Annotated in this window: 31 protein-coding genes and 3 tRNA genes; 10 read left to right on the forward strand and 24 right to left on the reverse strand. The window is 69.0% G+C overall.

Annotation, left to right across the window (positions count from 1 at the left end; translation table 11 throughout):
- Window positions 1-17: 17 nt before the first annotated feature.
- The 8 genes from QRN44_RS09735 to QRN44_RS09770 all read right to left on the reverse strand — a co-directional run bounded on the left by QRN44_RS09735 (window position 18) and on the right by QRN44_RS09770 (window position 5683).
- Window positions 18-575, reverse strand: a complete 558-nt coding sequence (locus QRN44_RS09735) for a GNAT family N-acetyltransferase (RefSeq protein ID WP_285039013.1) — start codon at window positions 573-575, stop codon at window positions 18-20.
- Window positions 576-651: 76 nt separating this feature from the next.
- Window positions 652-1341, reverse strand: coding sequence for a 50S ribosomal protein L1 (gene rplA / locus QRN44_RS09740; RefSeq protein ID WP_064294552.1), 690 nt, complete (start codon window positions 1339-1341; stop codon window positions 652-654).
- Between the two features lie 114 nt (window positions 1342-1455).
- A complete protein-coding gene (gene rplK / locus QRN44_RS09745; RefSeq protein ID WP_056014074.1) occupies window positions 1456-1887 on the reverse strand; it encodes a 50S ribosomal protein L11 in 432 nt (143 codons plus the stop codon).
- A 93-nt stretch (window positions 1888-1980) separates the two neighbouring features.
- Entirely contained in the window at window positions 1981-2943 is a 963-nt protein-coding gene (gene nusG, locus QRN44_RS09750) for a transcription termination/antitermination protein NusG (RefSeq protein ID WP_079706703.1), read from the reverse strand.
- 139 nt (window positions 2944-3082) lie between these two features.
- On the reverse strand, window positions 3083-3355 hold the full coding sequence (gene secE, locus QRN44_RS09755; protein WP_056014068.1) for a preprotein translocase subunit SecE: 273 nt from the start codon (window positions 3353-3355) through the stop codon (window positions 3083-3085).
- 41 nt (window positions 3356-3396) lie between these two features.
- Window positions 3397-3469 (reverse strand) — tRNA-Trp (locus QRN44_RS09760).
- A 177-nt stretch (window positions 3470-3646) separates the two neighbouring features.
- Window positions 3647-5002 (reverse strand): signal peptidase I, encoded by a 1356-nt coding sequence (locus QRN44_RS09765; protein ID WP_285039014.1) that lies wholly within the window; start codon window positions 5000-5002, stop codon window positions 3647-3649.
- Window positions 5003-5083: 81 nt separating this feature from the next.
- Window positions 5084-5683, reverse strand: a complete 600-nt coding sequence (locus QRN44_RS09770; RefSeq protein ID WP_285039015.1) for a hypothetical protein — start codon at window positions 5681-5683, stop codon at window positions 5084-5086.
- A gap of 140 nt (window positions 5684-5823) precedes the next feature.
- Between QRN44_RS09770 and QRN44_RS09775 the strand changes: the two genes are divergently transcribed.
- Complete coding sequence (locus tag QRN44_RS09775; RefSeq protein WP_285039016.1) at window positions 5824-6384, forward strand: DUF805 domain-containing protein; 561 nt, start codon at window positions 5824-5826, stop codon at window positions 6382-6384.
- Here QRN44_RS09775 and QRN44_RS09780 read toward each other — a convergent pair.
- The gene (locus QRN44_RS09780; protein ID WP_285039017.1) at window positions 6359-7627 is read right to left on the reverse strand and encodes a low temperature requirement protein A; all 1269 of its coding nucleotides are present in this window, start codon (window positions 7625-7627) and stop codon (window positions 6359-6361) included. The genes QRN44_RS09775 and QRN44_RS09780 overlap by 26 nt on opposite strands.
- A 237-nt stretch (window positions 7628-7864) precedes the next feature.
- Between QRN44_RS09780 and QRN44_RS09785 the strand changes: the two genes are divergently transcribed.
- A complete protein-coding gene (locus QRN44_RS09785) occupies window positions 7865-8938 on the forward strand; it encodes an alkene reductase (RefSeq protein WP_285039018.1) in 1074 nt (357 codons plus the stop codon).
- Between the two features lie 60 nt (window positions 8939-8998).
- Here the strand turns inward: QRN44_RS09785 and QRN44_RS09790 are convergent, their stop codons facing one another.
- A complete protein-coding gene (locus QRN44_RS09790; protein WP_285039019.1) occupies window positions 8999-10492 on the reverse strand; it encodes a helix-turn-helix transcriptional regulator in 1494 nt (497 codons plus the stop codon).
- A gap of 151 nt (window positions 10493-10643) precedes the next feature.
- On the opposite strand from QRN44_RS09790, the gene aceA reads away from it, so the two are divergent.
- The 3 genes from aceA (at window position 10644) to QRN44_RS09805 (ending at window position 15091) form a co-directional block, all read left to right on the forward strand.
- On the forward strand, window positions 10644-11990 hold the full coding sequence (aceA, locus tag QRN44_RS09795) for an isocitrate lyase (RefSeq protein ID WP_285039020.1): 1347 nt from the start codon (window positions 10644-10646) through the stop codon (window positions 11988-11990).
- Between the two features lie 94 nt (window positions 11991-12084).
- A complete protein-coding gene (aceB, locus tag QRN44_RS09800; RefSeq protein WP_285039048.1) occupies window positions 12085-13740 on the forward strand; it encodes a malate synthase A in 1656 nt (551 codons plus the stop codon).
- Window positions 13741-13861: 121 nt separating this feature from the next.
- A complete protein-coding gene (locus tag QRN44_RS09805) occupies window positions 13862-15091 on the forward strand; it encodes a pyridoxal phosphate-dependent aminotransferase (RefSeq protein ID WP_285039021.1) in 1230 nt (409 codons plus the stop codon).
- Window positions 15092-15139: 48 nt separating this feature from the next.
- Here the strand turns inward: QRN44_RS09805 and QRN44_RS09810 are convergent, their stop codons facing one another.
- From QRN44_RS09810 to QRN44_RS09845, 8 genes are all read right to left on the reverse strand, one after another.
- Window positions 15140-16276: a UDP-N-acetylmuramate dehydrogenase gene (locus QRN44_RS09810; RefSeq protein ID WP_285039022.1), complete on the reverse strand. Its 1137-nt coding sequence runs from the start codon at window positions 16274-16276 to the stop codon at window positions 15140-15142.
- 11 nt (window positions 16277-16287) lie between these two features.
- Window positions 16288-16719, reverse strand: a complete 432-nt coding sequence (locus QRN44_RS09815) for a MaoC family dehydratase (protein ID WP_285039023.1) — start codon at window positions 16717-16719, stop codon at window positions 16288-16290.
- On the reverse strand, window positions 16716-17165 hold the full coding sequence (locus QRN44_RS09820; RefSeq protein ID WP_083397112.1) for a MaoC family dehydratase N-terminal domain-containing protein: 450 nt from the start codon (window positions 17163-17165) through the stop codon (window positions 16716-16718). The genes QRN44_RS09815 and QRN44_RS09820 overlap by 4 nt, the downstream gene beginning before the upstream one ends.
- A gap of 63 nt (window positions 17166-17228) precedes the next feature.
- Window positions 17229-18026, reverse strand: a complete 798-nt coding sequence (locus QRN44_RS09825) for a sulfite exporter TauE/SafE family protein (protein WP_285039024.1) — start codon at window positions 18024-18026, stop codon at window positions 17229-17231.
- Entirely contained in the window at window positions 18023-18613 is a 591-nt protein-coding gene (locus QRN44_RS09830) for a histidine phosphatase family protein (RefSeq protein ID WP_079003262.1), read from the reverse strand. The genes QRN44_RS09825 and QRN44_RS09830 overlap by 4 nt, the downstream gene beginning before the upstream one ends.
- Window positions 18614-18622: 9 nt before the next feature.
- Window positions 18623-18976 (reverse strand): DUF3253 domain-containing protein, encoded by a 354-nt coding sequence (locus QRN44_RS09835; protein ID WP_285039025.1) that lies wholly within the window; start codon window positions 18974-18976, stop codon window positions 18623-18625.
- A gap of 21 nt (window positions 18977-18997) precedes the next feature.
- Window positions 18998-19444 (reverse strand): ImmA/IrrE family metallo-endopeptidase, encoded by a 447-nt coding sequence (locus tag QRN44_RS09840; protein WP_167374555.1) that lies wholly within the window; start codon window positions 19442-19444, stop codon window positions 18998-19000.
- A complete protein-coding gene (locus QRN44_RS09845; protein ID WP_085512825.1) occupies window positions 19389-19832 on the reverse strand; it encodes a helix-turn-helix domain-containing protein in 444 nt (147 codons plus the stop codon). The genes QRN44_RS09840 and QRN44_RS09845 overlap by 56 nt, the downstream gene beginning before the upstream one ends.
- A 244-nt stretch (window positions 19833-20076) precedes the next feature.
- Between QRN44_RS09845 and QRN44_RS09850 the strand changes: the two genes are divergently transcribed.
- From QRN44_RS09850 to QRN44_RS09860, 3 genes are all read left to right on the forward strand, one after another.
- Window positions 20077-20400, forward strand: a complete 324-nt coding sequence (locus tag QRN44_RS09850; RefSeq protein ID WP_285039026.1) for a hypothetical protein — start codon at window positions 20077-20079, stop codon at window positions 20398-20400.
- Window positions 20401-20480: 80 nt separating this feature from the next.
- The gene (locus QRN44_RS09855; RefSeq protein ID WP_158596506.1) at window positions 20481-21131 is read left to right on the forward strand and encodes a M23 family metallopeptidase; all 651 of its coding nucleotides are present in this window, start codon (window positions 20481-20483) and stop codon (window positions 21129-21131) included.
- 103 nt (window positions 21132-21234) lie between these two features.
- The gene (locus QRN44_RS09860) at window positions 21235-21924 is read left to right on the forward strand and encodes a M23 family metallopeptidase (protein WP_121289037.1); all 690 of its coding nucleotides are present in this window, start codon (window positions 21235-21237) and stop codon (window positions 21922-21924) included.
- A gap of 102 nt (window positions 21925-22026) precedes the next feature.
- On the opposite strand, the gene QRN44_RS09865 is transcribed toward QRN44_RS09860, so the two are convergent.
- Window positions 22027-22728: an SDR family oxidoreductase gene (locus tag QRN44_RS09865; RefSeq protein WP_285039027.1), complete on the reverse strand. Its 702-nt coding sequence runs from the start codon at window positions 22726-22728 to the stop codon at window positions 22027-22029.
- Window positions 22729-22820: 92 nt separating this feature from the next.
- On the opposite strand from QRN44_RS09865, the gene QRN44_RS09870 reads away from it, so the two are divergent.
- On the forward strand, window positions 22821-23219 hold the full coding sequence (locus QRN44_RS09870) for a MerR family transcriptional regulator (RefSeq protein ID WP_285039028.1): 399 nt from the start codon (window positions 22821-22823) through the stop codon (window positions 23217-23219).
- Between the two features lie 170 nt (window positions 23220-23389).
- Here QRN44_RS09870 and QRN44_RS09875 read toward each other — a convergent pair whose 3' ends face one another.
- The gene (locus QRN44_RS09875) at window positions 23390-23761 is read right to left on the reverse strand and encodes a PH domain-containing protein (protein ID WP_056014031.1); all 372 of its coding nucleotides are present in this window, start codon (window positions 23759-23761) and stop codon (window positions 23390-23392) included.
- A gap of 309 nt (window positions 23762-24070) precedes the next feature.
- On the opposite strand from QRN44_RS09875, the gene QRN44_RS09880 reads away from it, so the two are divergent.
- Window positions 24071-24538 carry a hypothetical protein gene (locus QRN44_RS09880; protein WP_147427063.1) on the forward strand — a complete coding sequence of 156 codons (468 nt, stop codon included), beginning with the start codon at window positions 24071-24073 and terminating at the stop codon, window positions 24536-24538.
- A gap of 125 nt (window positions 24539-24663) precedes the next feature.
- On the opposite strand, the gene QRN44_RS09885 is transcribed toward QRN44_RS09880, so the two are convergent.
- From QRN44_RS09885 to QRN44_RS09900, 4 genes are all read right to left on the reverse strand, one after another.
- Window positions 24664-24740: transfer RNA gene (locus QRN44_RS09885), tRNA-Met, on the reverse strand.
- Window positions 24741-24782: 42 nt separating this feature from the next.
- A tRNA-Thr gene (locus tag QRN44_RS09890) sits at window positions 24783-24854 on the reverse strand.
- Between the two features lie 80 nt (window positions 24855-24934).
- Window positions 24935-25816 (reverse strand): lytic transglycosylase domain-containing protein, encoded by an 882-nt coding sequence (locus QRN44_RS09895; protein ID WP_285039029.1) that lies wholly within the window; start codon window positions 25814-25816, stop codon window positions 24935-24937.
- Between the two features lie 102 nt (window positions 25817-25918).
- Entirely contained in the window at window positions 25919-26296 is a 378-nt protein-coding gene (locus QRN44_RS09900) for a PGPGW domain-containing protein (protein ID WP_285039030.1), read from the reverse strand.
- Window positions 26297-26426 lie beyond the last annotated feature (130 nt).

The raw sequence follows: 26426 nt of genomic DNA on the forward strand, positions 1-26426 counted from the left end.
ACTGAGCCCCACCCCGGTCACTGAGCCTGTCGAAGTGCGCCCCCGAAGACCTGCTCCATGACGAAGTCGTCGTGTCGTTCGGGTCCGACGAGGAACGTCTTCGTCCCCACGACCGCGAACCCGCTCTTGCCGTAGAACCGGATCGCCCTGGCGTTCTGCTGGTTCACCCCGAGCCACACCGACGTCACCCCTCGGGACCGGGCGTCGTCGAGTGTCGCCTCCATGAGCGTGCGCGCTCCGCCGGCACCGTGGCTCGCGGGGAGCACGTACAGCTTGCTGAGTTCCGCCGTCGGGCGGTGCGTGACCGCAGCGAGCACGTCGGCGTCCACCGGATCGCCGAAGACGAGCATCGTGTAGCCGATGGCCGTGCCGTCATCGTCGTCGACGAGGAGCCGGAGCGCGCGTCCGGGATCGGCCAGGTAGCCGGTGAACCGGTCGAAGGTGAAGTGCTCGGCGATGAATGCGTCGATGTGCTCCTGCGCGGTGCCGGGCGGGCAGGCGAGGGCGAAGGTCGCTGCAGCCAGCGTGGCGAGGGTGGCGGCGTCATCGGCCGTGGCGGTGCGGGTGGAGACCATCCCTGCATCGTACGACGCCCCGTCGGACGACGAAGGCCCGGTCGCGTAATACGACCGGGCCTTCGTGCTGGTGAGACTAGATGGAGTTGACGTCCAGCGGGATGCCGGGGCCGAACGTGGTCGACACGGCGCCCTTCTGGATGTAACGGCCCTTCGAGGAGGACGGCTTGAGGCGGAGGATCTCCTCGAGCGCGGCGTTGATGTTCTCCTCGAGCTGCGAAGCGTCGAACGAAGCCTTGCCGACGACGAAGTGCACGTTGGAGTGCTTGTCGACACGGAACTCGATCTTGCCGCCCTTGATGTCGGACACGGCCTTGGCCACGTCCGGCGTCACGGTGCCGGTCTTGGGGTTCGGCATGAGGCCACGGGGACCGAGGACCTTACCGAGACGACCGACCTTACCCATGAGCTCCGGCGTGGAGACCGCGGAGTCGAACGAGGTGTAGCCCTCGGCGACCTTCGCGATGAGCTCGTCGCCGCCGACCTCGTCAGCACCGGCCGCGATCGCGGCTTCTGCTGCCGGGCCCGTCGCGAAGACGATGACGCGGGCGGTCTTGCCCGTGCCGTGCGGGAGGATGACCGTGCCGCGGACCATCTGGTCAGCCTTGCGCGGGTCGACACCGAGCTTGAGGGCGACCTCGACGGTGCTGTTGAACTTGGCGGAACCGGTCTCCTTGGCGAGGGCGACGGCCTCGTTCGGGGTGTAGTACTTGTCAGCCTCGATCTTCTCGGCTGCGGCCCGGTAGGCCTTCGACTTCTGTGCCATGTGCGTTCTCCTATGAGAAATGTGGTCATCTGCGCCTGGCCGGCGCTGCCACGAGTGAAAAAGTGAGACGTGCGCGGTTCCGCCTGGTGGCGTCCCCGAAGCGGGTCGAGAGGGTTAGCCCTCGACCGTGATGCCCATGGAGCGGGCGGTGCCGGCGATGATCTTCGCGGCTGCGTCGATGTCGTTCGAGTTCAGGTCGGGAGCCTTCTGCTCGGCGATCTGACGGACCTGCTCCTTGGTGAGCTTCGCGACCTTGACGGTGTGCGGGGTACCGGAGCCCTTGGCGACGCCGGCGGCCTTCTTGATGAGCTCCGCTGCGGGCGGGGTCTTCAGGATGAAGGTGAACGAACGGTCCTCGTAGACGGTGATCTCGACGGGGATGACGTTGCCGCGCTGCGACTCGGTGGCCGCGTTGTACGCCTTGCAGAACTCCATGATGTTGACGCCGTGCTGACCAAGGGCGGGGCCGATGGGGGGAGCAGGGTTTGCGGCGCCGGCCTGGATCTGCAGCTTGATGAGACCCGTGACCTTCTTCTTCGGTGCCATGTTTCTTCCTTCTTCTGGGGTTCGAGCGCCATCGGATGATGTGCGCTCTCCCGCGCGCCCGTCGGGCGGCGGTGGACTGTGGAGCCGTGTGGCTTAGAGCTTGGTGACCTGGTCGAAGCTGAGCTCGACCGGCGTCTCGCGCTCGAAGAGGGAGACGAGCACCGTGAGCTTGCCGCTCTCGGGCTTGATCTCGCTGATGGAGCCGGGGAGACCCGCGAACGAGCCTTCCTTGATCGTGATGGTCTCGCCGATCTCGAAGTCAACCTCGGCGGGGATGACACGCTGCTGCGTGGCGCTGCCCTTGGTGCCGGAACCCTTGACGGGTGCGGTCTCCTTGACCTCGACGAGCGACTTCAACATGTTGAAGGACTCCTCGAAGCGGAGCGGCGTGGGGTTGTGCGCATTGCCGACGAAGCCGGTCACGCCAGGCGTGTGGCGGACGACCGACCAGCTGTCCTCGTTGAGGTCCATGCGGACGAGCACGTAGCCGGGGATGCGGACGCGGGTGACCATCTTGCGCTGGCCGTTCTTGATCTCGACCACGTCTTCCATGGGGACCTCGACCTGGTAGATGTAGTCCGCGACCTCGAGCGTCGACTTGCGCTGCTCGATGTTGGCCTTCACCTTGCGCTCGAAACCGGCGTAGGAGTGGATGACGTACCACTTGCCCGGCAGGAAGCGGAGTTCCTTGCGGAACGCGTCGTAGGGGTCCTCCTCGGACTCCTCGGCGGGCTCGGCGTCGGCGTCGGTGGGGTCGGCCTCTTCTTCGGCGATGGCCTCTGCTGCGGCTTCGACCTCGGCGGCCTCATCGAGCTCGAGGGCGTCGTCGACGACGGCGTCGGCCTCGGGGTCGACGGCCTCGGCCATCGCGTCGAGCACGGCGTCGAGGTCGACCTCGGTGTCGCCGGTCTCCTCGACGTGGACGGCGTTGTGCTCAGCGGGGTCGACGGAGTGCTCGTCGGCCGAGAGCACGTTGCCCTCCTGGGCCTCGTCGTCCTCCGAGGACTGCTCGGCAGCGGTTGCCCAGTCGACGTCGTTCGAGTTTCGCTCAGACACTGATTTCCATTCCGTTTCTGTTGTGCGGATCGTGGGTGATCCCCGACCGCGGCGCCGGATCCTGGCGCGTGACGACTGCGTCGCCGTCTGTGATTGTGGAACCCGGGTACCGGGCCGGAGCACCGGAACCTGAGCGGAACTAGCTCGCGGTACCGAACACCAGCGTGACGACCCAGGCGAAGACGAAGTCGATGCCGTAGACGAGCGCCATCATGATGCAGACGAAGATGAGCACCACAGCCGTGTAGCTGAGGAGTTCCTTCCGCGTCGGCGTGACGACCTTCTTGAGTTCCGCGAAGACCTGCTTCAGGAACAGGACGATGCCCGAGAAGAAGCCGCGCCGTTCGGCACGGTCCGCCTTCGCCTTGACGACGACGTCCTCGCCGGGCGTGTCGGTACTCTTCGGGGCCACTCGTTACACCTTTCGTGTGCCGGTGCATACGCACCGACTCGCAGGGCGGACAGGACTTGAACCTGCAACCTGCGGTTTTGGAGACCGCTGCTCTACCAATTGAGCCACCGCCCTTCAGTGCTGACGCACCGGAGGGGTCGAAGCTACCCTGACCTCCTGAGCGTTGCCCCACCACACGGGTGAAAACAGGCGCAGAAAATCATGGCAGATTTCAACTACCTCCATCCAGTGTACGGCACGGTCGCCCGGCTGTAAAACCCAGGCCCGCTCCGGCCAGGTGACCGTCGCGGGTCAGCGCGGCGACGACGCGTGCTCGGCCGCTTCAAACGCCGAGAGTGCCCGATCGTAGACACCGACACCGTCGAGGTCGCCGGCGAACCATGGTGAGGACGGCGAGGACGGCCAGAGCCCGGAGATGGTGTCGTACCCGACGCGCCAGTAGCCGGAGTAGTTCTGCAGCGTCGTGTTGGGGTGGGTGCCGACGAGCTCGCCGTCGAGGTAGAGCGCCATACCGTCGGTCGCGGACATCGTCGCGACGACGTGGTGCCAGGCTCCGTCGGTGACGGCCCTCGACGTCGTGATGGTCTGCGGCCCGGAGCCGTCCCAGGTGCCGAACACGAGTCGACCGTCGGAGCCGACGTAGACGTGCCGGTCATGGGCACTGGACGCCCCCGACTGCGCGTTGCCGAACCCGATGAGCTTGCCCTGCGGCGCGGTCGTGCGGAACCAGGCCTCCACACTGAAGGTCGTGGGCTGCGGGAGCCGCGGTGACGTGACCACCTGGCCGGCCAGGCCGTCGAGCCGGAGGTAGGGGCTGTCACCGCACGTGCCGTCGATCCGCTCTGCCGTTCCGGAGAGCGAGGCGGCGCCACCGCCCGAACCGGAGTCGACGAGCCCGGGCCCACCGGCCTCGCTGAAGTCGAGCCGGATGAGCGGCGAGCCGAGCGACTGACCGAGGCAGGCGAAGACACCGGTACCGAGGCGGTTGCCCGACGAGACCGCAGTGCTCGTCCAGGACGCGCCGGCCGTGGGCATCACCGCCGCGATCGCGAGGACGCCGGCCAGAGCGACACCGCCCGCGGGCGCCATGGCCCGCAACCGCCCGGGCGAGGACTCTCGACCGCGCTCGTCGACGAGGAAACGGCGCGTCCAGAGGATGGCGCAGCCGGTCGCCGCGGCGGCGGCGGCGACGACCGCCAGCTCCGCCCAGCGACCCTCGTGCGCCCACACGATCGGGAGTCCGATGAACGGGACGCGGAGGATGCCGAGACCATGGACATTCTGGTCGTCCACGAGCTGCCGATCCGGTTGACGGTTCGCGTCGCCCTGCAGACGGAGCCCGGCGGACGTCCGCTCGACGACGCGATGCAGGAGGTAGGTGTCGTCCTTCGCAGGATCATCGACGAGCACCACCTGGCCGGCCGCCGCGTCGGCGCCGTCGAGCGGTGCCGAGACGACGACGTCGCCGGTCAGGATGCGTGGCTCCATCGACCCTGAGGCGACGGTTGTCGGGATCCACCCCACGAGCTTCGGCACGGCCGCCCAAGCGAGGAGACACAGTGCGAGCAACGCGAGGACGCGCGCACCGAGGGCGACGACCACGATGCTGGACGACACGATGCGCCGGCGTGCGGATGACGGTTCCATGAGAGCTCCCGGAGGGACGAGGCGGACGGGGACGTGCGGGTCACGGTGCTCCCGTCAGCGGGACGGGAGCACCGGCATCGACTACGAGGTGCGGCCCTCCCACACGAGGTCGAGACCTGCGGTGCCGCCCTGGACGGTGTTCGGGGCCTCCGCGGAGAGCGTGTACGAGACCTTGAAGACCCGCTCCTCGCCACCGCCGACAGACGCCCACGAGCCGAGTCCGGACGCGTGGTCGACCGCAGTGGTCGCGAGGCCGGCGAGCGTGCCGCTGTAGACGGACGCGCCCGTGGTCGCGGGGACGAAGTCATCGCAGGACCCGTAGCCGCCGCCGGCGCCCTGGACGATCTCGAGCTGGAGGTACTGGTCGAGGTCCTGCGTCTGTGTCGCGTTGTCCGCGTACAGACGGATGTCGGACGCCAGCGAACCGTCCGAGGTGACGGCGATGCAGTTCTCGCCGGCCGAGCCGGGCTGCAGGTCGTCCGCGGCGAACATCGCGGCGCCCGAGTCGTCATCGCTCAGCGCGATCGCTCCGGCACTCCAGGCGTTGCCGGAGTTGTCGGTCGACGAGGTGAAGGCGGCGTAGGAGGCGGTCGAGACGATGACGCCGCTCGCCAGGACGGCGACGGGCAGTGCGGCCCAGCGGACGAGGCGGCGGGATCGAGGGGACAGGGCGGTGGTCATGGTGGTTCTCCAGGGTCGGGGCCGAAATCGGCACGTGTTGTCCAACTAATATTCCATATGTTGATCTGAAATACAACATGTGCTGGCGATGTCGGTAGGGTGGACGCACGCATGCACGACGACTCGACCCTGGGGGACCGATGAGCAGCGCAGACGAACACGCAGTGACCGCGAGTGCGGCGGCGACGAACCGCGAGGACGATCGCCGGATCCCGTCCCGCTTCGCGGATGACAGCCCGCTCCCGGGAGCCGGCCCGATCCAGGCGTTCCTCCGCTTCTGGAAGCGGTATCCGATCTTCACCGGGCGGGCCAGCCGGAGCGAGTTCTGGTGGTGGGTGGTCGTCCACGCCGTCATCGTCACCGCACTCCTGGTGATCGGACGCGGCGTCGACGTCGCGACCGGGGTGACGGCCGGTTTCTGGGAGGGTCAGATCACCGAAGGCCCCGCCTGGGGCGTCCAGAGCATCCTGTCGGGGACCTGGGGTCTCGCGACGATCATCCCGGGGCTGTCGCTGAACGCCCGTCGCATGCACGACACGGACCACAGCGGCTGGTGGCAGCTCATCAACCTGCTCCCGATCTTCGGGTGGTTCTTCTTCGTCTGGCTCGCGGCGCAGCCGAGTGACCGGGGCGGTGCCCGCTACGACACGGGGCCGAACCGCGAGGGCGTGGAGATCAAGCCTGGCGACGCTCCGCAGTGACCCGCCGGTCCGGGAGGACCGTGTCGGCGATCGCGGCGAGGACGAGCACGCCGGTGCAGAGACACCCGAGGACGAGTTCCCCGAGCTGCGGCAGGAGGAACGCGGCGACCGCGCAGCCCGCGAGCATCGCGAGGCCGATGACCGGCGCGAGGGGTACGGCGCGGTCGACGACGAACCGGAACAGCGACAGCCCGAGCAGGTAGAGGACCGGGCCGCCGAGGATGACGACGCCCCCGGCGAGTTCGACGGCGTCGGCGGGTCGGTCGAGGATCTCCTTGTCCCCCACCGAGACGAGCACGATCCCGGCGACGATCACGACGTGGGCGTAGCTGTACCCGTCGCGCGCGATGCGTCCGAGGCGTCCCGGCCCGCGTCGTCCGGGACGACCCTCGTCACCGTCGGCGCGGTCGGCCTCCTCCTCGGCGGCCTCGACCGCTCGGCGTCCCGCCGCCTCCGTACGGTGGAAGTACAACCACCACAGCGCGACCGCGGAGACGAAGGCACTCAGCATCCCGACGACGGCGTCGACCGACGTCTCGAGCTCGACGAACGCGAACCCGGTGACGAGCAGCGACTCACCGATCGCGATGATGATGAAGAGCGACGCCCGCTCGGAGAGGTGCGCACCCGAGAGCTCCCAGCTCTCGACCTCCGAGCGCCGCACCCCCGGCAGTCGGAATCCGAGGGCCCCGCCGCCGTACTCGACGGCGACGGCGCAGATCCAGAACGCCAGCTGCCAGTCGGCCGGCACCAGCGCGCCGGCGATCCAGAAGACGGCGGCGAACGCGGTCCAGACGAGGACGCGAGCGAAACTCAGGGCCACGTCGCGGTCGTGCCGCCAGGTCGCCACGACCATGAACAGCGTCCGGACGAGCTGGAGCACGACGTAGGCGACGGCGAACGCCAGCGCGCGATCGGTGAACGACGCCGACACCGACACCGCCGCGACGAACGCCAACAGACCGAAGCCGATGAGCGCGAGTCGCACCGCGAGCCGTTCCGGGTCGAGCCAGTTCGTCACCCAGCTCGTGGACACCCACGACCACCAGAGCGCCAGGATGAGGACGATCGACTCGAGCGCGGCGGTGACGGTCTGGTCGTCGGCGATGAGCTTGCTCAGCTGGGTGAGCGCGAAGACGAAGACGAGGTCGAAGAACAACTCGACGAAGGTGACGCGCTCGGCGCGTTCGCCGGACTCCGGGCGACGGAGATCGGAGACGAGGCCGAATCTGGGGGCGGACATCTTCGTATCCTGGCAGGGATCCCGGTGCCGACGCCTCCCCCTCGGATTCGTCGACACCGGGTCGTGCTCGTCGCGAGCTGCGGGGACAGAGCCCGACGACCACACGGTGAGCCTAGCAAGAAGTATTCCAGATGCACAAGGTCTAGAAGCATCATCGGAATATCGACGGTCACCGGTGGGTTGCGTCCGGAGGCCGCGTCGTCCGCGTGCCGCACCCCCACGAAAGGCATCACCCGTATGGATCTCTTCGCCCCCGTCCGACTCGGCGACCTCGAACTCGCCAACCGCGTCGTCATGGCCCCGCTCACGCGCATGCGGTCCGGCGCCGACGGCGTCCCCGGCGACCTCGTCGCCGAGCACTACAGCCAGCGCGCAGGACTCGGGCTCATCATCACGGAGGGCACCTACCCAAGCGCCGAGTCGCGCTCCTACCCGGGCCAGCCCGGCATCGTCACCCCCGAGCAGATCGAGGGCTGGCGGGGCGTCGCGGAGGCCGTGCACGGCGCAGGCGGGCTCATCGTCATGCAGCTCATGAACGGTGGCCGCGTCTCGCACACCGACATCACGGGCACCGACCGCATCGTCGCGCCGAGCGCGATCGCCATCGCCGGCGAGGTCCGGACGCCCGCGGGCGCCCAGCCGTACCCCGTCCCGCACGCGCTGACCACCGAGGAGCTCGACACGGTCCGCGAGGAGTTCGTCCAGGCGGCTCGCAACGCGATCGAGGCAGGGCTCGACGGCGTGGAGCTCCACGCCGCGAACGGCTACCTGCTGCACCAGTTCCTCTCCCCCGTCTCCAACGTGCGCGACGACCGCGCCGGAGGCAGCCCGGAGGCCCGCGCGTCGTACGTCGCCGAGGTCGTCAGCGCGGTCGCGGAGGCGGTCGGTGCAGCGCGCGTCGGCATCCGCATCTCCCCGATGAACGGTGCCGGTGACACGGCGGAGACCGACGAGGCCGACGTCCGCGCGACCTACGAGGCCCTGCTCGACGCCCTGGCACCGCTCGGCCTCGCCTACCTCAGCATCCTCCACGAGGACCCGGCCGGTGCGCTCGTCCAGGACCTGCGCGGTCACTTCGGCGGCAAGCTCGTCGTCAACAGCGGCTTCGGCACCGTCACGACGCGCGACGAGGCGATCGCCCTCGTCGAGCACGCGCACGCCGACGCCGTCGCCGTCGGGCGTCTCGCCATCGCGAACCCCGACCTCGTCGAGCGCTGGGCGGGCGAGCACGAGGAGAACACGCCGAACCCGGCCACCTTCTACGGCCCGGGCGCCGAGGGCTACACCGACTACCCGCGCCTCGCGAGCTGATCACGCTCAGGTGAGGCACCTCGTGGCTCGACACCACGTCGGCCGACGAGGTGCCTCACCTCAGTCCGCCCGTGGCGCGTGCGACTCGAGGAACTCGTAGACCTCGACGGAGTCGACCCCCGGGAAGGATCCGGTCGGCAGCGCCGCCAGCAGACTCGTCGGCGTCCGCGCCGCCGGCCAGGCTTTCCCCTCCCATCGTTCGGCGAGCTCCGGTGACGCCCGACGACAGCATCGCTCGTCGGGGCAGCTCGAGGTGGACCGGTGCGGCGTCTCGCGTCCGCGGAACCACTTCACGTGCGCGAACGGGACGCCGACGCTGACCGAGTACTCGCCCTCCTTGGCCTTCTCGATACGCGAGGTGCACCAGAAGGTGCCCGTGTCCATGTCCGTGTACTGATACCAGGGACTGAAACGGTCCTCGACGTCGAAGACGGTCCTGGCCGTCCAGTTGCGGCAGACGAGCGAGCCCTCTACCGCTCCGAGGACGTCGGACGGGAACGTGACCCCGTCGTTCTCGTACGCCTTGATGATCGTCCCCGACTCGTGCACCTTCATGAAGTGCACCGGGAGTCCGAGGTGCCTCGTCGCGAGGTTTGTGAAGCGGTGCGCGGCGGTCTCGTACGACACCGCGAACGCGTCGCGCAGGTCCTCCATCGAGATGCGCCGGAGCTGTTTCGCCTCACCGAGGACGCGCACGGCGTCGCGCTCGGGCAGGAGTATGGCCGCCGTCAGGTAGTTGGTCTCGACGCGCTGCCGCAGAAAGTCCGCGTAGTTTCCCGGCTCCTCGTGTCCGCACAGGTGACTGGCGAACGCCTGGAGGATGGGTGATCGCGAATCACGGGACATCGAGGGTTCGGTCGGCAGGTAGATCCGACCGTTGCGCCGGTCGGTGACCGAGCGCGTCGAGTGCGGCAGGTCGCCGACGTAGTGGAGCGAGAACCCGAGGTGCTGCGCCATCTCCGCGACCGTCTGCTGCGAGACCGGCCCTCCGGTGTAGCCGACGGCGTCGAGCAGCCCTTTCGCGACGGCCTCGAGCTCGGGGAAATGGTTGTCGGCCGCCCGCATGTCCGCCCGGAGGACCGCGTTGGCCCGGCGTGCCTCTTCGGGCGTCGCCGCGCGCTCCCGATGCAGGCGGGCGACCTCATCGTGCAGCGCCAGCACGGTGCGCAGCGTCTCGTCCGCGGTGCCTTTCGAGACCCGGATGGGCGCGATCCCGAGGGCGGAGAAGACGGGGCCCCGCTGAGCACGCTCGACGGCGATCTCGAGCGCGGCCCGGTCACTCGGCGGTTCGTCACGGAGCAGGTCGTCGACGGTGGTGCCGAGGGCGGCGGCGATGACGCGGAGCATCGACAGGCTCGGCTCCCGATGCCCGTTCTCGATCGCCGACGCCTGGGACGGTGCTCGGTCGATCGCCTGCGCGAGCTCGTCGAGCGTGAGGCCTGCGCGAGACCGGGCATCGCGGATCCGGCGACCGAGGACGAGGGCGTCCGCGTGCGGAGCAGGTCCATCACTAGGGGTGGCTGAGGCGGGTGGAGCAGCGGCGGTGCTGGTCATGGTGATCATGCTCACACGCGCCGGTTGTTCCGGCAAACAGAAGGTCGGCCGTTCTTCTGTCCACGGATGACGTCCGTCGGGGTTGCGGCGAGCGCAGGATCGTTCCCAGAGCACGACCCGCCCCACCGACCTCGACACCACAGGAGTCATCGTGAGCAACGAAGCCACCCGACCGACCGACCACCGCACGCCCCTCCGCGCCGGCGACCAGACGCAGACGGCCGAGGAACTGCAGCGCGAGTGGGACACCGACCCGCGCTGGGACGGGGTCCGCCGCGACTACACCGCCGAGGACGTCGTCCGCCTGCGCGGCGGTGTCCGGGAGGAACCGACACTCGCCCGCCGAGGAGCGGAGCGACTGTGGAACCTCCTCCACACCGAAGAGTGGGTGCCCGCCCTCGGCGCGCTGACCGGCAACCAGGCCGTGCAGCAGGTCCGGGCCGGCCTGCAGGCGATCTACCTCTCCGGCTGGCAGGTCGCCGCCGATGCGAACCTCTCCGGGCAGACCTATCCCGATCAGAGCCTCTACCCGGCGAACTCGGTTCCGGCGGTCGTCCGGCGGATCAACAACGCGCTGCTCCGGGCCGAGCAGATCGACTTCGCCGAGCGGGCCGTCGGGGAGGACCCGGGACGCGAGGCGATCGACTGGCTCGCGCCGATCGTCGCCGACGCCGAGGCCGGCTTCGGTGGACCGCTCAACGCCTACGAACTCATGGCCGGCATGATCCAGGCGGGCGCCGCAGGCGTCCACTGGGAGGACCAGCTCGCCAGTGAGAAGAAGTGCGGCCACATGGGCGGCAAGGTACTGGTGCCGACGGGCCAGCACATCCGGACGCTCAATGCGGCCCGGCTGGCGGCGGACGTCGCCGGTGTCACGACCATCGTTATCGCCCGCACCGATGCACTGGCCGCCACGCTCATCACGAGCGACATCGACGAGCGCGACCTCCCGTTCCTGAACGGGAACCGGACCCCGGAGGGCTTCTACGAGGTGGAGAACGGCATCGGTCCGGTGCTCGCGCGAGGACTCGCCTACGCGGAGTACGCCGACCTGCTCTGGGTCGAGTCGGCGGAACCCGACCTCGACCTCGCCCGACGGTTCGCCGAGGCCGTCCACGAGCGGTTCCCGGGCAAGCTGCTCGCCTACAACTGTTCACCGTCGTTCAACTGGAAGTCGCACCTCGACGATGCGCAGATCGCGTCCTTCCAGCGTGAGCTCGCCGCCATGGGGTACGCGTTCCAGTTCATCACCCTCGCCGGCTTCCACGCGTTGAACCACTCGATGTTCACCCTGGCGAGCGACTACCGGGAGCGGGCGATGAGCGCGTACGTCGACCTCCAGGAGGCCGAGTTCGCCGCAGAGTCCAGCGGCTACACCGCCACCAGGCACCAGCGGGAAGTCGGTACCGGCTACTTCGACCTGGTCGCGACCGCCCTGAACCCCGACAGCGCCACCCTCGCCCTCGCCGGCTCGACCGAGGAACAGCAGTTCCACTGATCCATATAAGCCCCGCCCTTCGACAAGCTCAGGGACCGCTCGACGGGCCCATCCGACGCACGACCATCCGAAACGGAGTCACCCCATGAACACCATGCTCGCTTCCCCGTCCACACCCACCACCGCGCCGGTGCCCCCGCAGCGCACGGGCCCCGCCATCGAGGTCGTCGGTCGTCTCGGTGACCGGTACAAGGAGATCCTCACCCCCGACGCCCTCGTCTTCCTCGCGGACCTGCACCAGCGGTTCGCGGGTGCGCGGCACGACCGCCTCGCCGAGCGCATGCGCCGACGCTTCGAGATCGGGAACGGCCGCGACCCGCGGTTCCGCGATGACACCGCGGCGATCCGGGAGGACCGCTCCTGGCGCGTCGCCGGCGCCGGGCCCGGTCTCGAGGACCGCCGGGTCGAGATCACCGGCCCCACCGATCCGAAGATGACGATCAACGCCCTCAACTCCGGCGCGAACGTCTGGCTTGCCGACCAGGAGGACGCGACGAGCCCGACGTGGGCCAACGTCATCGGCGGTCAGCTCTCGCTGCGTGACGCCGTCCGCGGCGAGCTGGCGTTCACGAACGAGGCTGGGAAGGTGTACCGCGTCACCGCGACGGAGACGCCGACGATCGTCATGCGCCCGCGCGGCTGGCACCTCGTGGAGAAGCACCTGCGGTTCATCGACCGCTCCGGGGCGGCGATGGCGGCCTCCGGGAGCCTCGTCGACTACGGCCTCTACGTCTTCCACAACGCCCGAGCGCTCATCGACGCCGGCCGCGGGCCGTACTTCTACCTCCCGAAGTTGGAGTCGAGCGAGGAGGCGCAGCTCTGGGACGACGTCTTCACGTTCACCGAGGAGCGTCTGCGTCTCGACCATGGGACGATCCGCGCCACCGTGCTCATCGAGACGCTGCCGGCGGCGTTCGAGATGGACGAGATCCTGTACGCGCTCCGCGATCACTGCGCCGGTCTCAACGCCGGTCGGTGGGACTACATCTTCTCGATCATCAAGAACTACCGGGGGCGCGGTGCCCGGTTCGTCCTGCCCGACCGCAGCGAGGTGACGATGACGGTGCCGTTCATGCGGGCCTACACGGAACTCCTCGTGCAGACGTGTCACCGCCGCGGTGCGCACGCGATCGGCGGGATGTCCGCGTTCATCCCGAACCGGCGCGATCCGGAGGCGACGGCGCGCGCGATCGAGAAGGTCTCGGCCGACAAGCGTCGTGAGGCCGGCGACGGCTTCGACGGGACCTGGGTGGCGCACCCGGATCTCATCGAGACCGCCAGGGCCGAGTTCGACGCGGTCCTCGGTGATCGTCCGAATCAGCTCGACCGTCTGCGTGAGGACGTGTCGGTGACACCGTCGCAGCTCCTCGACGTCCGCATCGGTCGCGCGGTCACGGACGTCGGTCTCCGCGACAACGTGTCGATCGCCGTCCGCTACCTCGACTCCTGGCTCCGCGGGCTCGGCGCCGCGGCCATCGACGGACTGATGGAGGACGCGGCGACGGCGGAGATCAGTCGATCGCAGGTCTGGCAGTGGATCCACCAGGACGTCGCGACCGACGACGGCCGTCCGATCACCCGTGAGCGGGTCGAAGGCCTCCTCGACGAGCTGCTCGCCTCGCTCCCCCGCACCGCGGACGACCGCTTCGACGACGCCGCCGAGCTGTTCCGCGAGGTGGCACTGCGCGACGAGTTCCCGACCTTCCTCACCGTCCCGGCGTACACGCGGTACCTCGTCGACCCCGCATGAGGACCGAGGTGAGGCACGTCGTCGTTCCCCGATGGACCGGGCGACGAGGTGCCTCACCTCGCTGCACGCGAGGTCGGACACATACTGTCCTCTCGACACCGGGTTCGGTACGCTCGGACTCGTGCCTGAATCGACTCCCACGCCCCGCCTGTCCACGAAGATCTCAGCGATCGCCGAGTCCGCCACGCTGAAGGTGGACGCCAAGGCGAAGGCGCTGCAGGCGCAAGGCCGGCCCGTGATCTCCTACGCGGCGGGCGAGCCGGACTTCCCGACACCCGAGCACATCGTCGAGGCGGCGCTCGTCGCCGCCCGCGACCCGAAGGCGCACCGGTACACCCCGGCGGCCGGCTTGCCCGACCTCCGCGCCGCCATCGCGGAGAAGACGCTCCGCGACTCCGGTCTCGAGGTCGACCCGAGCCGGGTCATCGTCACCAACGGCGGCAAGCAGTCGGTGTACGAGGCGTTCCAGGTCCTGCTGAACCCGGGCGACGAGGTCATCGTGCCGACGCCGTTCTGGACCACCTACCCCGAGGCCATCGCGCTCGCCGACGGTGTCGCGGTCGAGGTCTTCGCCGACGCCTCGCAGAACTACCAGGTCACGGTCGAGCAGCTCGAGGCGGCTCGCACCCCGCGCACCAAAGTCCTCCTCTTCGTCTCGCCGTCGAACCCGACCGGCTCCGTCTACTCCCCCGAGCAGACGAAGGCGATCGGCGAGTGGGCGCTCGAGCACGGCATCTGGGTGATCTCCGACGAGATCTACCAGAACCTCACCTACTCGGCCGGCGACAGCGGCGAGGCGGTGAAGGCGATCTCCATCGTCGAGGCGGTCCCCGAGCTCGCCGAGCAGACGCTCCTCGTCAACGGCGTCGCCAAGACCTACGCGATGACGGGCTGGCGCGTCGGGTGGACCGTCGGACCGTCGGACGCGATCAAGGCGCTCGGCAACCTCCAGTCGCACCTCTCCGGCAACGTGAACAACATCGCGCAGCGTGCGGCGATCGCGGCACTGACCGGCCCGCAGGACGCCGCCGAGACGATGCGCGAGGCCTTCGACCGCCGCCGCAAGCTCATCGTCGGCGAGCTGAACAAGATCGACGGCTTCCAGACGCCGACCCCGCAGGGTGCGTTCTACGTGTACCCCGACGTCTCGGCGTTGCTCGGGCGGACCTTCGGCGGGGTCACCCCGACGACCTCGCTCGAGTTGGCCGACCTCATGCTCGAACAAGCCGAGGTCGCGGCCGTGCCCGGCGAGGCGTTCGGACCGTCCGGCTACCTGCGCTTCAGCTACGCGCTCGGCGACGACCAGCTCCTCGAGGGCGTCCAGCGTCTCCAGCGCCTCTTCGCGTCCTGACCCGAGGTCCGCTCGCTCGTCTCCGGGCGAGCGGGCCTCGCATCAACGTCAGATCGTGACGCCGACCACCACGGGCTCGGGCTGCAGGAGGACGCCGAACTCGGCGTGGACGCGTGCCTGCACGAAGCGGGCGAGTTCCGCGATCTCCGTCGCGGTCGCTCCCCCACGGTTCGTGAGCGCGAGGGTGTGCTTCGTGGAGACCGCAGCGTGCGATCCGGGGAGCGCGAACCCGCGACGGACACCCGCGCGCTCGATCAGCCAGGCGGCCGAGAGCTTCGCCAGGCGTTCCACGGGGGCCGGACGCGGCGGATTGACGACGTCCCCGAGCGGGAAGACGTACTCGGTGTCGTCGTCGGCCGGTGGGTCCACCGGCCACCACGGGGCGTCGCCCGGCAGCGACCGGGCGACGTGCTCGGACACGATCGGGTTCGTGAAGAACGACCCCGCGCTGGCGGTGTCGGGGTCGTCGGGATCGAGCACCATGCCCTTCGACGCCCGGAGCGCGAGCACGGTCGTGCGCACCTGGGCCAGGCGCACCTGCTCGCCGACCTCCACGCCGAGCGCGAAGGCGAGCTGCTGGTAGGCGATCGGTGCGGCCAGCCCGTCGGCGCCGACGTCGTCGAGGTCGATGATGATCGCCACGACCACACCGGAGCGCTCAGGCTCTCCGCCACCGTGACGCTTCAAGACCGACGTTCGGTAGCCGAGCCCGAGCTCCGCGGTCGGAACTCGCTCGACGGTCTGCGACTCCTCGTCGAGCAGGTCGACGGCGACGAGCGACGACACGATCTCCTGCCCGTAGGCGCCGATGTTCTGCACGGGCGCGGCCCCGCAGGATCCCGGGATGCCGGAGAGCGCCTCGATACCCGCCCAGCCGTGCTCCACGGTGAAGGCGACGAGCGCGTCCCAGTCCTCACCGGCCTGCACCCGCAGGCGGACCCGACCGGACGGAGCGTCGAGGCGTTCGATGCCGCGGTTCGCCGCCCGGATGACGGTCGCGTCGAGGGGCTCGTCGCCGATCAGCAGATTCGATCCGCCGCCGAGCAACAGCCACGGCTGGTCGGTGTTCCAGACGTCGAGCACGGCCTCGATCAGCTCGGCCTCGCTCGCGCATTCCACGAAGCCCGCGGCCGACCCACCGACCCCGAGGGTGGTGAGCTCGCTCAGACGGATGGCGTCGTTCATGGTCCTCCGGGTCAGGCGAAGCTGATGACGAGCTGCGCCTTGCCGAGCACCGTCTGCTCGGCGTAGGTGACGGTGAGGTCGACGCGCGCGGTACGCGCTTCCTCGTCGACCTTGCCGACCTTGCCGAGGATCTGGAGGTCGGCGCCGGTCTCGGGGTCGACGACGACCGGTCGAGTGAACCGCACCTGGTATTCGAGCACCCGTCCGGGGTCGCCGACCCAGTCGACGACCGGCTGGGCCGCGATCCCCATCGTCAGCATGCCGTGGGCGAGCACGCCCGGCAGCCCGACGGACGCGGCGACGTCGTCGCGGTAGTGGATGGGGTTGAAGTCTCCGGAGGCTCCGGCGTACCGCACGAGGGCGTCGCGCGTCAGGTGGACGGTCCGCTCCGCGACGACGTCTCCGACGGCCGGCATGGTCGGGGTCTGCTGCACGTCGCTCATCCTTCGTCTCCTCGCACCACGAGCGTCGAGGTCGCGGTGACCACCGGCTCGCCGGCGGCATCGGTCATGACCGAGTCGCACGTCACCATCGAGTGGCCGCCCAGGGACTTCACCGCGGTGACGGTCAGCTGCGCGGTGAGCTCGTCACCGGCGACGATCGGACGGTGGTGCACGAAGCGCTGGTCGCCGTGGACCACCCGGCTGAAGTCGATACCCGCGTCGGGTGCGGCGAGCAGTTGCTGGAGCGTGTGCTCCTGGACGACGACGGGGAAGGTGGGCGGCGCCACGACGTCGGCGTATCCTGCGGCGCGGGCCGCCTCCGGGTCGAGGTTGATCGGGTTCGTCGCGAAGACCGCCCGCGAGAACTCGCGGATCTTCTCGCGTCCGACCAGGTACGGGGCGACGGGCGGGAAGACCCGTCCGGCGAGCTCTGGGTTCACTGACACGCCCTCCAGCCTACCCGCTGCCCCGGCCGGGAGGCCGGGCACGGATGGACCGGCAGCGGTCGGTCAGGAGCGTTTGAGCGCCTGGAACACCATGCGGATGGCGATGACCACGAGGAACGCCGCGAAGAGCAGGTTGCCGACGAACGGCGGGACGACCGACGCGACGATGGCGCCGAGGGCGGTGGTCGTGCACGCGGCGATGCCGATGATGGCTGCGGCCGTGAGGTCGACGTTGCCTCGCCGGACGTTGCCGATGGTGCCGGAGATCGCGGTCGGCACCATCATGAGCAGCGAGGTGCCCTTGGCGATGAGGTCGCTCGCGCCGAACAGGAGGATGAGCATCGGCACGACGACGACCCCGCCGCCGATGCCGAGCAGCCCCGACAGGACGCCGGTCAGGAAGCCGAGCACGATGAGGCCGATGATCGAGCCGACGTGCAGATCGATCTCCGCCGTGCGGGACGGGACGATCAGGAACAGCGAGACCACCACGACGAGCAGGAAGCCGATGAAGCCCCACTGGAGCGCCCTCTTGGGGAGCTTGGAGAGGAGGTAGCTGCCGAGTTGTGCGCCGGCGATCGCGCCGATCGCCAGGAGGATCGCCGCCACCCAGTCGACGGTGCCGTTCACCGCGTACGACACGACGCCGACGAGCGAGGTCGGGACGATCGCCGCGAGTGACGTCCCCGCGGCGAGCCGCTGGCCGAAGCCGAGGAGGAAGACGACGGCCGGGACGATGAGGATGCCGCCGCCGACCCCGAACAGCCCGGAGAGGAATCCTGCGGTCAACCCGATGCCGATGAGCCAGGCGATGCCCGACGGGGAGCGAACCGGACGGCCGGTCGGGTCGCTTCCGCTCACTGCGCGCTGGAGCCGGACAGCGCCGTCTCGAGCGAGGGCGTCGTGCGAGCGGTACCGGCGTCCAGGAGTGACCAACCGGAGTCCGTCGCCTCGATGACCGACACGGAGCAGTTCTCCAGCGGTGGGACCGTCGTGCCGGAGAGGTGGCTGAGGGTGAGCCGGATGAGCGTGCCGTGGCTCACGACGAGGACGTTCTGCCCGGGGAAGTCGCGTGCGATGGCGTCGATGCCACGCAGTCCGCGCTCGATGACCGACTCCTCGGTCTCGAGGTTCGGGTACTGGTGGTCGGGCCAGTTCTCGAGGACCATCTGGGCTGTCGCGCCCTCGGCGTCGCCGTAGTGGCGCTCGACCACGTCCGGGTAGGTGGGTCCGAGCTCGAGACCCAGCGCATCAGCGATGATCTGCGCGGTCTCGCGTGCGCGCCCGAGTGGGGAGCTGACGACGACGTCCCAGGTGCCGGTGAGCCGAGGGGCGACCGTGGCCGCCTGCTCCCGCCCGGTGTCGTTCAGGGGGATGTCCGTCGTGCCCTGCAGCCGTCGTTCGAAGTTCCAGGCGGTCTGTCCGTGACGGATGAGGGCGATGGTCATGTCTCCAGCCTAACCGGCGTCGGACCGAGCTCCTCCGGTCTCAGGACGACGGGGAGCGCACGACTCGGCGTCGGCGTCCTTGACCCATCGGATCCGGATGGGGCCGCGGACCGTCGCGCGGTCGACCGCCTCGTCACCCTGCGTGATCAGCACCCGGCCCTCGTCGACCAGGCGCCAGGCGACCCGGCGGGTGTCCTCCATCAGCGCTCGCCAGTCGTCGCCACCGACGGCTCGGGCCACGTCGGACGGACAGATGGACGAGGTCGCGGCCCGCTTCCCCAGCAGGTCGAGCATCGTCGACTCCAGGACGTCGTCGTCCACGGCTGCCGCAGGCGTCGGGTCCGGTGCGGCTTCGTCGGTCATGGTCCCAGTATGCGCGCGCCGCTACGCGAGATCCGCGTGCTGGGACAGATCCGCGTGCTGCGCGACGAATGCCCGCGCCAAGCGCTTCGTGACGCCGAGTTCCGCGACGAGATGCTCGAGGTCCGGAGCCCAACGCGCGATGGCCCGGAACTCGTCGAGGTCGATGAGGTTCGACGCGGCGAAGCGGTCGGCCTGCACCTCGTGCTTCGGTCGGTCGTCCTCGTGGCCGAGCACGCAGTGCGCGATGCCGTGGGCGAGCGCGTTCCGCCGGTGGACGGACCGGAGCGACTCCTGGATGACGATCGTGTGCGCGGACGGCAGCCAGCGCTCGTGGGACACCCGCAGCGGCCGGAAGATCACGGCGAGACCGAGCTCCTCCGCATGCGCATACGGGTCGTAGGCGCGCCCACGCTCACGGGGCTTCCGGCTCGGGTTGCTCCAGTTCTCCATCGGTGATTGCCGCCCCACGTTCCCCCTCCAACTGCTCCGTCGTCCACGACGCAGCTTCCCGCTGCCGGCGTCTGCGATCCAGCTCGTCATTCGTAGCAGTGGTGTCCGACACCGGAGCCACGCGCTCGTCGTCGCTCGCCTGCAGTTCGGCCTCGATCCGACTCATCCCCCCGACCGCTTGCAGCGCGTCGGCCAGGAGGCGCACCGGATCGGCGCCGGTCGCCGCGCAGAGCGTGACGAAGGTCGGGCCGCTGATCTCGCTGCGACCGGCGAGGACACGTTGCAGCGTCGTCGGGCTCATCCCCGTCGCCTCGGCCAGGGCGCGCTGATTCATGCGTCGCCGCTTGTAGGCGGCGACGAGTTCGTCCGCCAACGCCTGATTGACCATCGCCTCTGCTGCGTTCACGCTTCGATCGTAGCCAGAAACCCTGTCGTGAGCGGCAGAAAACCTGTCCTATGCGCTCTATAGTGTCACCTCCGACCTGAATGATGCCAGATGAGACAACTTCTGGAAACCATCCAGGTTGTCCATCACCACCCACGACGCCTGAGGAGGCACCATGACCGAACGCCGGACCACTCCGGACCAACCACCCACATCACCGACTCCACCACCCGTCCCGTTTCCGGCACAGCGGATCATCCGCACGGTGATCCAGACGACCGCGGCCGTGATCCTGAGTTCAGTGGCCTGTATCACCACCGCGAGCATCATCGCGCCACAGCTCCTGGAGGCGATCCGGGAACTCCTCCCGGACGACGTCTACGCCTGGGCGGCGGCAGCAGTGGCCACGACGGCCGCGATCGCCGCAGCACTGGCCCGGATCATGGCGATCCCCGGCGTGAACGGCTTCCTGACGAGACTGAGAGCGGGATCGACACCGCGCCATGCGCGACTCGATTCCGACGCAGAATCTGCCACTGAAGAAAGAATTACAGCAAGAAAAGGCAAAATGAACTGGACAAGACGATGAGATGGTCGTAGAGTCTCTCTCGAACACACGTTCGAATGTCGGAGGACACTTCCTCCACGAAACAACAGATTGGAGGCAGAGTGGCGCTCAACAACTACGTGCTGAACGGCCCGTCCACGGTGATCGCGGACGACAACCGCGATCCCTACGTGTCCTGGCAGCACCACCTCGACCGGACCGGCCGCGGTGGGGTCGACCTCGTCGCCGACGTGCGCACCCCGGTGCTCGCACCCACGCCCGGAACCATGAACTGGGTTCCGAACGACGGATCAGCGGGCAACTCGTGCCGCTTCAACCACGACCAGAACCCCGGATGGGCCGATGTGTTCTCGCACCTCGACCGATACGTCGGGAGCAACGGTCAGCACTTCAACCAGGGCGACATCATCGCCTATTCGGGCAACACGGGAGGCGTGCCTCAGCACCTCCACCGTCACCTGCTCGACCCCTCTGGCAGCCGCCAGAACCCGTGGAGCTACTTCGGCTCCGCGAACCCATCCACAAACACAGGAGAACAACTCGTGAAGATCATCCGTCAGGGACAGTCCGGCTACGTCTGGCAGGGCAAGCAGACCTTCGGCGCCATCGCGCTCGTCGGCCCCGGCTACGTCCGCTACATCGCAGCACCCGTCGTCTACGACGCGCTGGTGCCGACCTACGGGCCGTACGTGAACCTCACGGGCGACCAGTTCTACACCACCATCCGGGAGCTCACGTCGAACCAGGCGTAGCGCAGCGGTGACCGCGAGTCACCACTGACCGGCAACGGAGGAGGGCCTCCGAGCAGACCGTAACTGCTCGGGGGCCCACCCTCCGCGCCACGAAAGGAGCCACATGGTCCTCCGCTATCAACACCCGTTCCCGCAGATGGATCTGGCCGACGGCTGGGGATCGATGGCCGGCGGGCGGACCCAACCGCACCGCGGGCTGGACTACCAACCCGGCGCCGGGGCCACGATCCCGGCGGTCGCAGCCGGCGTCGTCTCCGCGAACCGCTGGAGCGACGCCCTCGGCAACGTCCTCGTCATCGCTCACCCCGACGGCATGTACTCGGGCTACTCGCACCTGGCGGGCACCTCACCTCATCAGGTCGGCATGGCGATCGCCCGCGGTGAACCCGTCGGTGTCGTCGGGAACACCGGATCCGCTTCACGCGGAGCCCATCTGCATCTCACCATCACCTTCACCGCGGACGGCACGTGGAACAACGCCGACCTCGGCGTCACCACGGATCCGTATCCGTTCATCAACGCTCGCCTGGACGGCGACGACCCGGGACACCCGCTCAAGGAGTCAGACATGCCCAAGATCATCAGCGTGCCGGCCGGCACCATCGCGCTCGTCACCGAGACGTTCGGAACGATGTACACCTCACCCGGCGGCGCGCAGGGGTTCTCCATCGCCGCCAACACGAAGGCCTACGGCCAGGTCACCGGCCTGACCGAAGACCAGGTGAAGACCCTCGTTGCCGAGGCGAACGCCCGAGGCCAGCGCATCGCCGACCTCGTCGCCGCCGCGCGGTAGTCCACGCCGGCACGAGGAAGCCCCCGAGCAGACCGTAACTGTTCGGGGGCTTCCTCCATTCTGCACCGACCACGCCCGGAGTGCGGCGTGCGGCATCGATGCTCAGGCGAACTGCGCGTAGAACGCGTCAGGGCCGTGGGCGAGCGAGGCCTTGACCATGGCACTCCACTCATCGACGACGACCTCGGAAGCGCCGGACGCGACGCCGTCGAGGCTGGCCCGTGCGACGTCCGCCGGGTCGACCATCGGGCCGTCATAGCCGGCCATGATGTCGGTGTCGGCGGCCCCGAGGTGGAGCCCCTGTACCGTGACACCCTTCGGCGCGAGCTCCAGACGGACCGCGTTCGTCATGTTCCACTCCGCCGCCTTGGCCGCGGCGTATCCGCCGGAGCCGGGGTGGGCGAACCAGCTCAGGGCGGAGAGCACGTTGACGATCGTCCCTCCACCGTTCGCCTCGATCACCGGCGCGAACGCACGCACCATGGCGAGGTTGCCCCAGTAGTGCGTGTCCATCTCCCGCCGAGCGTCCGCGAGGTCGCCGGTCAGCATCGAGCCCTGCGTGGCGATCCCGGCGTTGTTGACGAGCAACGTGACGTCGGTCGCGATCTCGGCAGCCGCAGCGACGGACGCCTGATCGGTGATGTCGAGCTGCAGCACTTCCACGCCCGGGATGTCGACGAGTTCCGGGCGCCGCGCGGTGGCGTACACCTTCGAGGCCCCGCGCTCGAGCAGCTGCACGACGAATCTGCGTCCGATGCCCCGGTTCGAGCCGGTGACGAGTGCGACGGATCCTGCGATGTCCATGATTCCCTTCCGCGTGCGGGGCGATCCCGCAGCAGCCTGGTTAGGCTAAGACCTCACATCAATGTCAGGTGCAAGCCAGGAACGGAAGCTCGATGCGCATCGGAGATCTCGCGGCTCGGACCGGGGTGAGCGTCCGCTCGCTCCGCTACTACGAGGAGCAGGGGCTGCTCACCGCCACCCGAACGACGAGCGGGCAGCGGACCTATGAACGAGCGGCCGTGGAACGCGTCGAGCTCGTGCAGCAGCTCTTCGCCGCCGGGCTGCCGAGCCGCACGATCGTCCAGCTGCTCCCCTGCGTCGATGCGGGCGTCGCGACGCCTGAGTCGCTCGCGCTGCTCCGGACCGAACGCGACCGTATCACCGCGCAGATGGCCGACCTCGAAGCAGCGCGCGCCCGTTTGGAAACGGTCATCGACATCACCCTCCACCCGACGCCGGAGCACTGCCCAGCACTGCGCGGGGCGCGCCCGGCCGAGCTGGACGCCGCCTGACGCAACCCGGATCGGCTCCGACCTCTGCGGTCCATCGCGGTCACGATGACCACGTCGGAGGTCGATGGATCGACCGAGAGGGTCGGCGATGGGAGACGACCGCCTTCATACCCGCCCACCACCGCGTCTGGGAGCGATGAGACAGCCCGCTCCTCCGCCGATGCGATCAGCTAGTGGGCCTGCAGGACCGCCCAAGCGATGAGGCTGTCCAAACGGCGGACGTCCACGCCCTTCGCGAGCTTCACCTTGATGTGCCCGGCCCGGGTCCAGAGCTCGATCTCGGAATTCCAGTCGAGCGTTCCGGCGTTCTCCGATGACCACATGTTGATCGAGCTGTACGGCAAGGAGTAGATCTCGACCTTCTTACCGGAGATGCCCTGAGCATCGCGCACGATGAGGCGCTTCGTCGTGAAGACTGCGGAATCGCGAAACGTCTTGAACGCTGCAACGGCTTGCTCGCCCTGCACGAGCAGCTGCGTCACATCCGCGGGGATCGGAATCTCGTTCTGCAGGGTCCAGGCCATGATCGGTGCGCTTTCCATGCCTCGAGTGTGGCAGAGGATGGCGTCGGCGCGGACGCTGCGACGATGGACAGCTCTCTCCATCCGACGATCTGCGGCCCCGGGGCGAACCTCGGCTTGGTCGATGAACTCCGATGACGAGGTGGTTCAAGCCATCGCCGCTGATTCCGGCGCTGGAGGGTGACTCGACCGGCATCGCGAACGATGTGAAGAACCGTGGGTGTGTCGCCGAGAACCAGTAGCCTCGATTGCATCATCGCCGCATGGCGGGCAGGCTGATTGCACACGTCCCCGCCCGCACGGCGAGGCCGCATCACAGCAGGGGGAATCGTGATCACACCGTCCGTCCGACGCCTCGCCGTCGTGTCCACAGTTGTCGCCCTCGGCGTCAGCATCGTCGGCTGTACATCATCGTCGTCCCCTGAGCAGACCGCCACGGCAGGCGGATCCAGCTCGGCAATAGCGGCGGCTACGACCTGCGGCGCCGTGTCCGTCATCTTCGCGAACCTCCAGAGCGCAGACTCGGACTTCAGGGCGGGCCGCATCACGGAGGCAGAGTGGGTTGCCATGACCAACCTGGCCAAGACGGATCTCGACGGCATACGCAGGTTCCGCGATTGGGGCTTTCAGGACGAGCTCAGGGCGCTGACTGACGACATGGCGGCTCGTGAGGCGCTGCCGTCTGGGGCACCGTTCGATTCGACGACCGATGAGTTCACAGGACTCCAGAACGACATGCGAGACGCCTGCGAGGCCAACGGCTCGCCCATCACGACGTTCGCAACCTCGGGCGGTTGAGTGCCTGACGCCGGCGACGATGAGGCCCCGACCTTCTGGAGTGTCGTGCGGGATGCAGCGAACGCCCCGGGCCAACAGAAAAGCACCGGAGACATCTCCGGTGCTTCTCTCGTGAACTGCTGCTGTGGTAGCAGGAGAGAGATTCGAACTCTCGACCTCACGATTATGAGTCGTGCGCTCTCACCAACTGAGCTACCCTGCCACGTCTCTCCGTATGCCGGCGAGAGCAGTGACGGAGAGAACGAGCCCCGAGCGGGACTTGAACCCGCGACCTCTTCCTTACCAAGGAAGTGCTCTACCACTGAGCTATCGGAGCGCGAACCAAACCGCTCACGCGGAAATGGCACCAGTAGAGACTAGCATCCCGCGAGGGGTGCTTCGTACACCGGATCGGGATCAGTTCGCGGCGAAGGTGTCCGCGGCGTGGACGACCTTCTGCAGGTACGACGCGGCCCCGTTGTACGAGCCGATCGCCGCGACCCAGTCGGCCTCGATGCGGAGGTCCCGGCCGCCGTGACACAGGTAGTGCGCTGCGGCGAGCGCCGCGTCGTCGATCTGCTGCGGGTCCGCGACACCGTCGCCGTTCCCGTCCGCTCCCCACCGCTGCCAGGTGGACGGGATGAACTGCATCGGGCCCACCGCGCGATCCCATCTGGCGTCGCCGTCGAAGGCACCGCGGTCCGTGTCGGTCACGGCATCGAACTCGGTGCCGGTGAGCGCCGGGCCGACGATGGGCGGAACGGCCCGACCGGCGTCGTCGAGCGCCCCGCCGAAGATCGTGCCGTGGCCGGACTCGACACTGCCGAGCGCGGCCAGCGTGTTCCAGGCGATCCCGCAGCCCGGCTGCGTCTCCGCGACGGCGAGCGCCGCACCGGCGTAGGCGACCATCGCCCGCTCGGGGATGCCGAGGCGGAGCGCCGTGGCCGCCGACCAAGCACGGTCCACCCGGTCGGTGACGGCCGTCGGCGCTGTTCCGGCCGAGCCCGCTGCCGGGATGCCGGGGCCCTCGACGGCTGCGTGGGGCGCGGTTCCGAGGATCGAGTCCCGCGCTTCAGCTCGATTGACGAGTTCCGGCCCCCAGACGACGGCGGCGATCACGACGGCGAGGCCGACGATCGCGACCGCACCGCCGGCGGCGAGCCATCCGACGCGGATGCTCGACCGACGGTTCCGGCGTGCGGCTGCGGTCGGTCGCCTGGAGCCGTTGCGCGCGCCGGCCGGTCGGGGGCGCGGCTTCCGGCTCGAGCGGACTGCGCCGGCCGTGCGTCGTCCTGGCACGGCCGTCTTCCGTCGTGCGGGCCGGCGGGCACCACTCCCCTTCGCCGATGTTCCCACCGGTCCACCGTACCCGCGCGTCGGTCGGCGCCGTGCGCCGCAGGTTCAGTGCTCCCGGGCAACCTTCGCAGCCTGCTTGGCCTGGCGCTTCGCCCGAAGGTCCTTCGCGACGGCGACACCCTTCTTGGCGGCGGCGTTCGCCTTCGTGCTGGCCTGCTTCGCTCCCTCGAACTCCGAGGCGAGGACGGCGAGCCCGCCGACGGCGATGAGAGCGCCCGGTCCGGGAAGCGGGATCAGGGCCACGCCGAGGGCCACGGTGCCACCGCCGACGACTCCGACACCTGCCCGATACACGCGGTTCGCGGTCGGATTCCGACGGATGATGCCACGCGTCGTCCGGGCCGCTGATCCGGCGATGCCTCCCGCCTGCGCGGCGACGCGCTTCGCCGTGCTGCGGGCCGAGCCGTCCGATTCCGTCGTCATGTCCCCACTCTAAGCAGGGCGGGCGGGTCGGTGGCCGGGAATCCGGTCCGAATCGACACCCGCGCGCCCGCCCTGGCGACAGCGCGTCGGCCAGTCCACGAGCGGCGACAGGCTCCAGAAATGGCCTAGG

The organism is Plantibacter sp. lyk4-40-MEA-4 (assembly GCF_030209415.1).
GTDB classification, from domain to species: domain Bacteria; phylum Actinomycetota; class Actinomycetes; order Actinomycetales; family Microbacteriaceae; genus Plantibacter; species Plantibacter flavus_A.

Coding starts and splice junctions, on each gene's coding strand:
- QRN44_RS09775 (WP_285039016.1), top strand. CDS start 5,824: ATGAGCAGCGCAGACGAACACGCAGTGACCGCGAGTGCGGCGGCGACG.
- QRN44_RS09810 (WP_285039022.1), bottom strand. CDS start 16,276: ATGAACGACGCCATCCGTCTGAGCGAGCTCACCACCCTCGGGGTCGGT.
- aceB (WP_285039048.1), top strand. CDS start 12,085: ATGCTCGCTTCCCCGTCCACACCCACCACCGCGCCGGTGCCCCCGCAG.
- QRN44_RS09900 (WP_285039030.1), bottom strand. CDS start 26,296: ATGACGACGGAATCGGACGGCTCGGCCCGCAGCACGGCGAAGCGCGTC.
- QRN44_RS09860 (WP_121289037.1), top strand. CDS start 21,235: ATGGTCCTCCGCTATCAACACCCGTTCCCGCAGATGGATCTGGCCGAC.
- QRN44_RS09815 (WP_285039023.1), bottom strand. CDS start 16,719: ATGAGCGACGTGCAGCAGACCCCGACCATGCCGGCCGTCGGAGACGTC.
- QRN44_RS09765 (WP_285039014.1), bottom strand. CDS start 5,002: ATGGAACCGTCATCCGCACGCCGGCGCATCGTGTCGTCCAGCATCGTG.
- QRN44_RS09785 (WP_285039018.1), top strand. CDS start 7,865: ATGGATCTCTTCGCCCCCGTCCGACTCGGCGACCTCGAACTCGCCAAC.
- QRN44_RS09870 (WP_285039028.1), top strand. CDS start 22,821: ATGCGCATCGGAGATCTCGCGGCTCGGACCGGGGTGAGCGTCCGCTCG.
- rplA (WP_064294552.1), bottom strand. CDS start 1,341: ATGGCACAGAAGTCGAAGGCCTACCGGGCCGCAGCCGAGAAGATCGAG.
- QRN44_RS09770 (WP_285039015.1), bottom strand. CDS start 5,683: ATGACCACCGCCCTGTCCCCTCGATCCCGCCGCCTCGTCCGCTGGGCC.
- QRN44_RS09780 (WP_285039017.1), bottom strand. CDS start 7,627: ATGTCCGCCCCCAGATTCGGCCTCGTCTCCGATCTCCGTCGCCCGGAG.
- rplK (WP_056014074.1), bottom strand. CDS start 1,887: ATGGCACCGAAGAAGAAGGTCACGGGTCTCATCAAGCTGCAGATCCAG.
- QRN44_RS09835 (WP_285039025.1), bottom strand. CDS start 18,976: ATGACCGACGAAGCCGCACCGGACCCGACGCCTGCGGCAGCCGTGGAC.
- QRN44_RS09830 (WP_079003262.1), bottom strand. CDS start 18,613: ATGACCATCGCCCTCATCCGTCACGGACAGACCGCCTGGAACTTCGAA.
- QRN44_RS09735 (WP_285039013.1), bottom strand. CDS start 575: ATGGTCTCCACCCGCACCGCCACGGCCGATGACGCCGCCACCCTCGCC.
- QRN44_RS09790 (WP_285039019.1), bottom strand. CDS start 10,492: ATGACCAGCACCGCCGCTGCTCCACCCGCCTCAGCCACCCCTAGTGAT.
- QRN44_RS09865 (WP_285039027.1), bottom strand. CDS start 22,728: ATGGACATCGCAGGATCCGTCGCACTCGTCACCGGCTCGAACCGGGGC.
- QRN44_RS09875 (WP_056014031.1), bottom strand. CDS start 23,761: ATGGAAAGCGCACCGATCATGGCCTGGACCCTGCAGAACGAGATTCCG.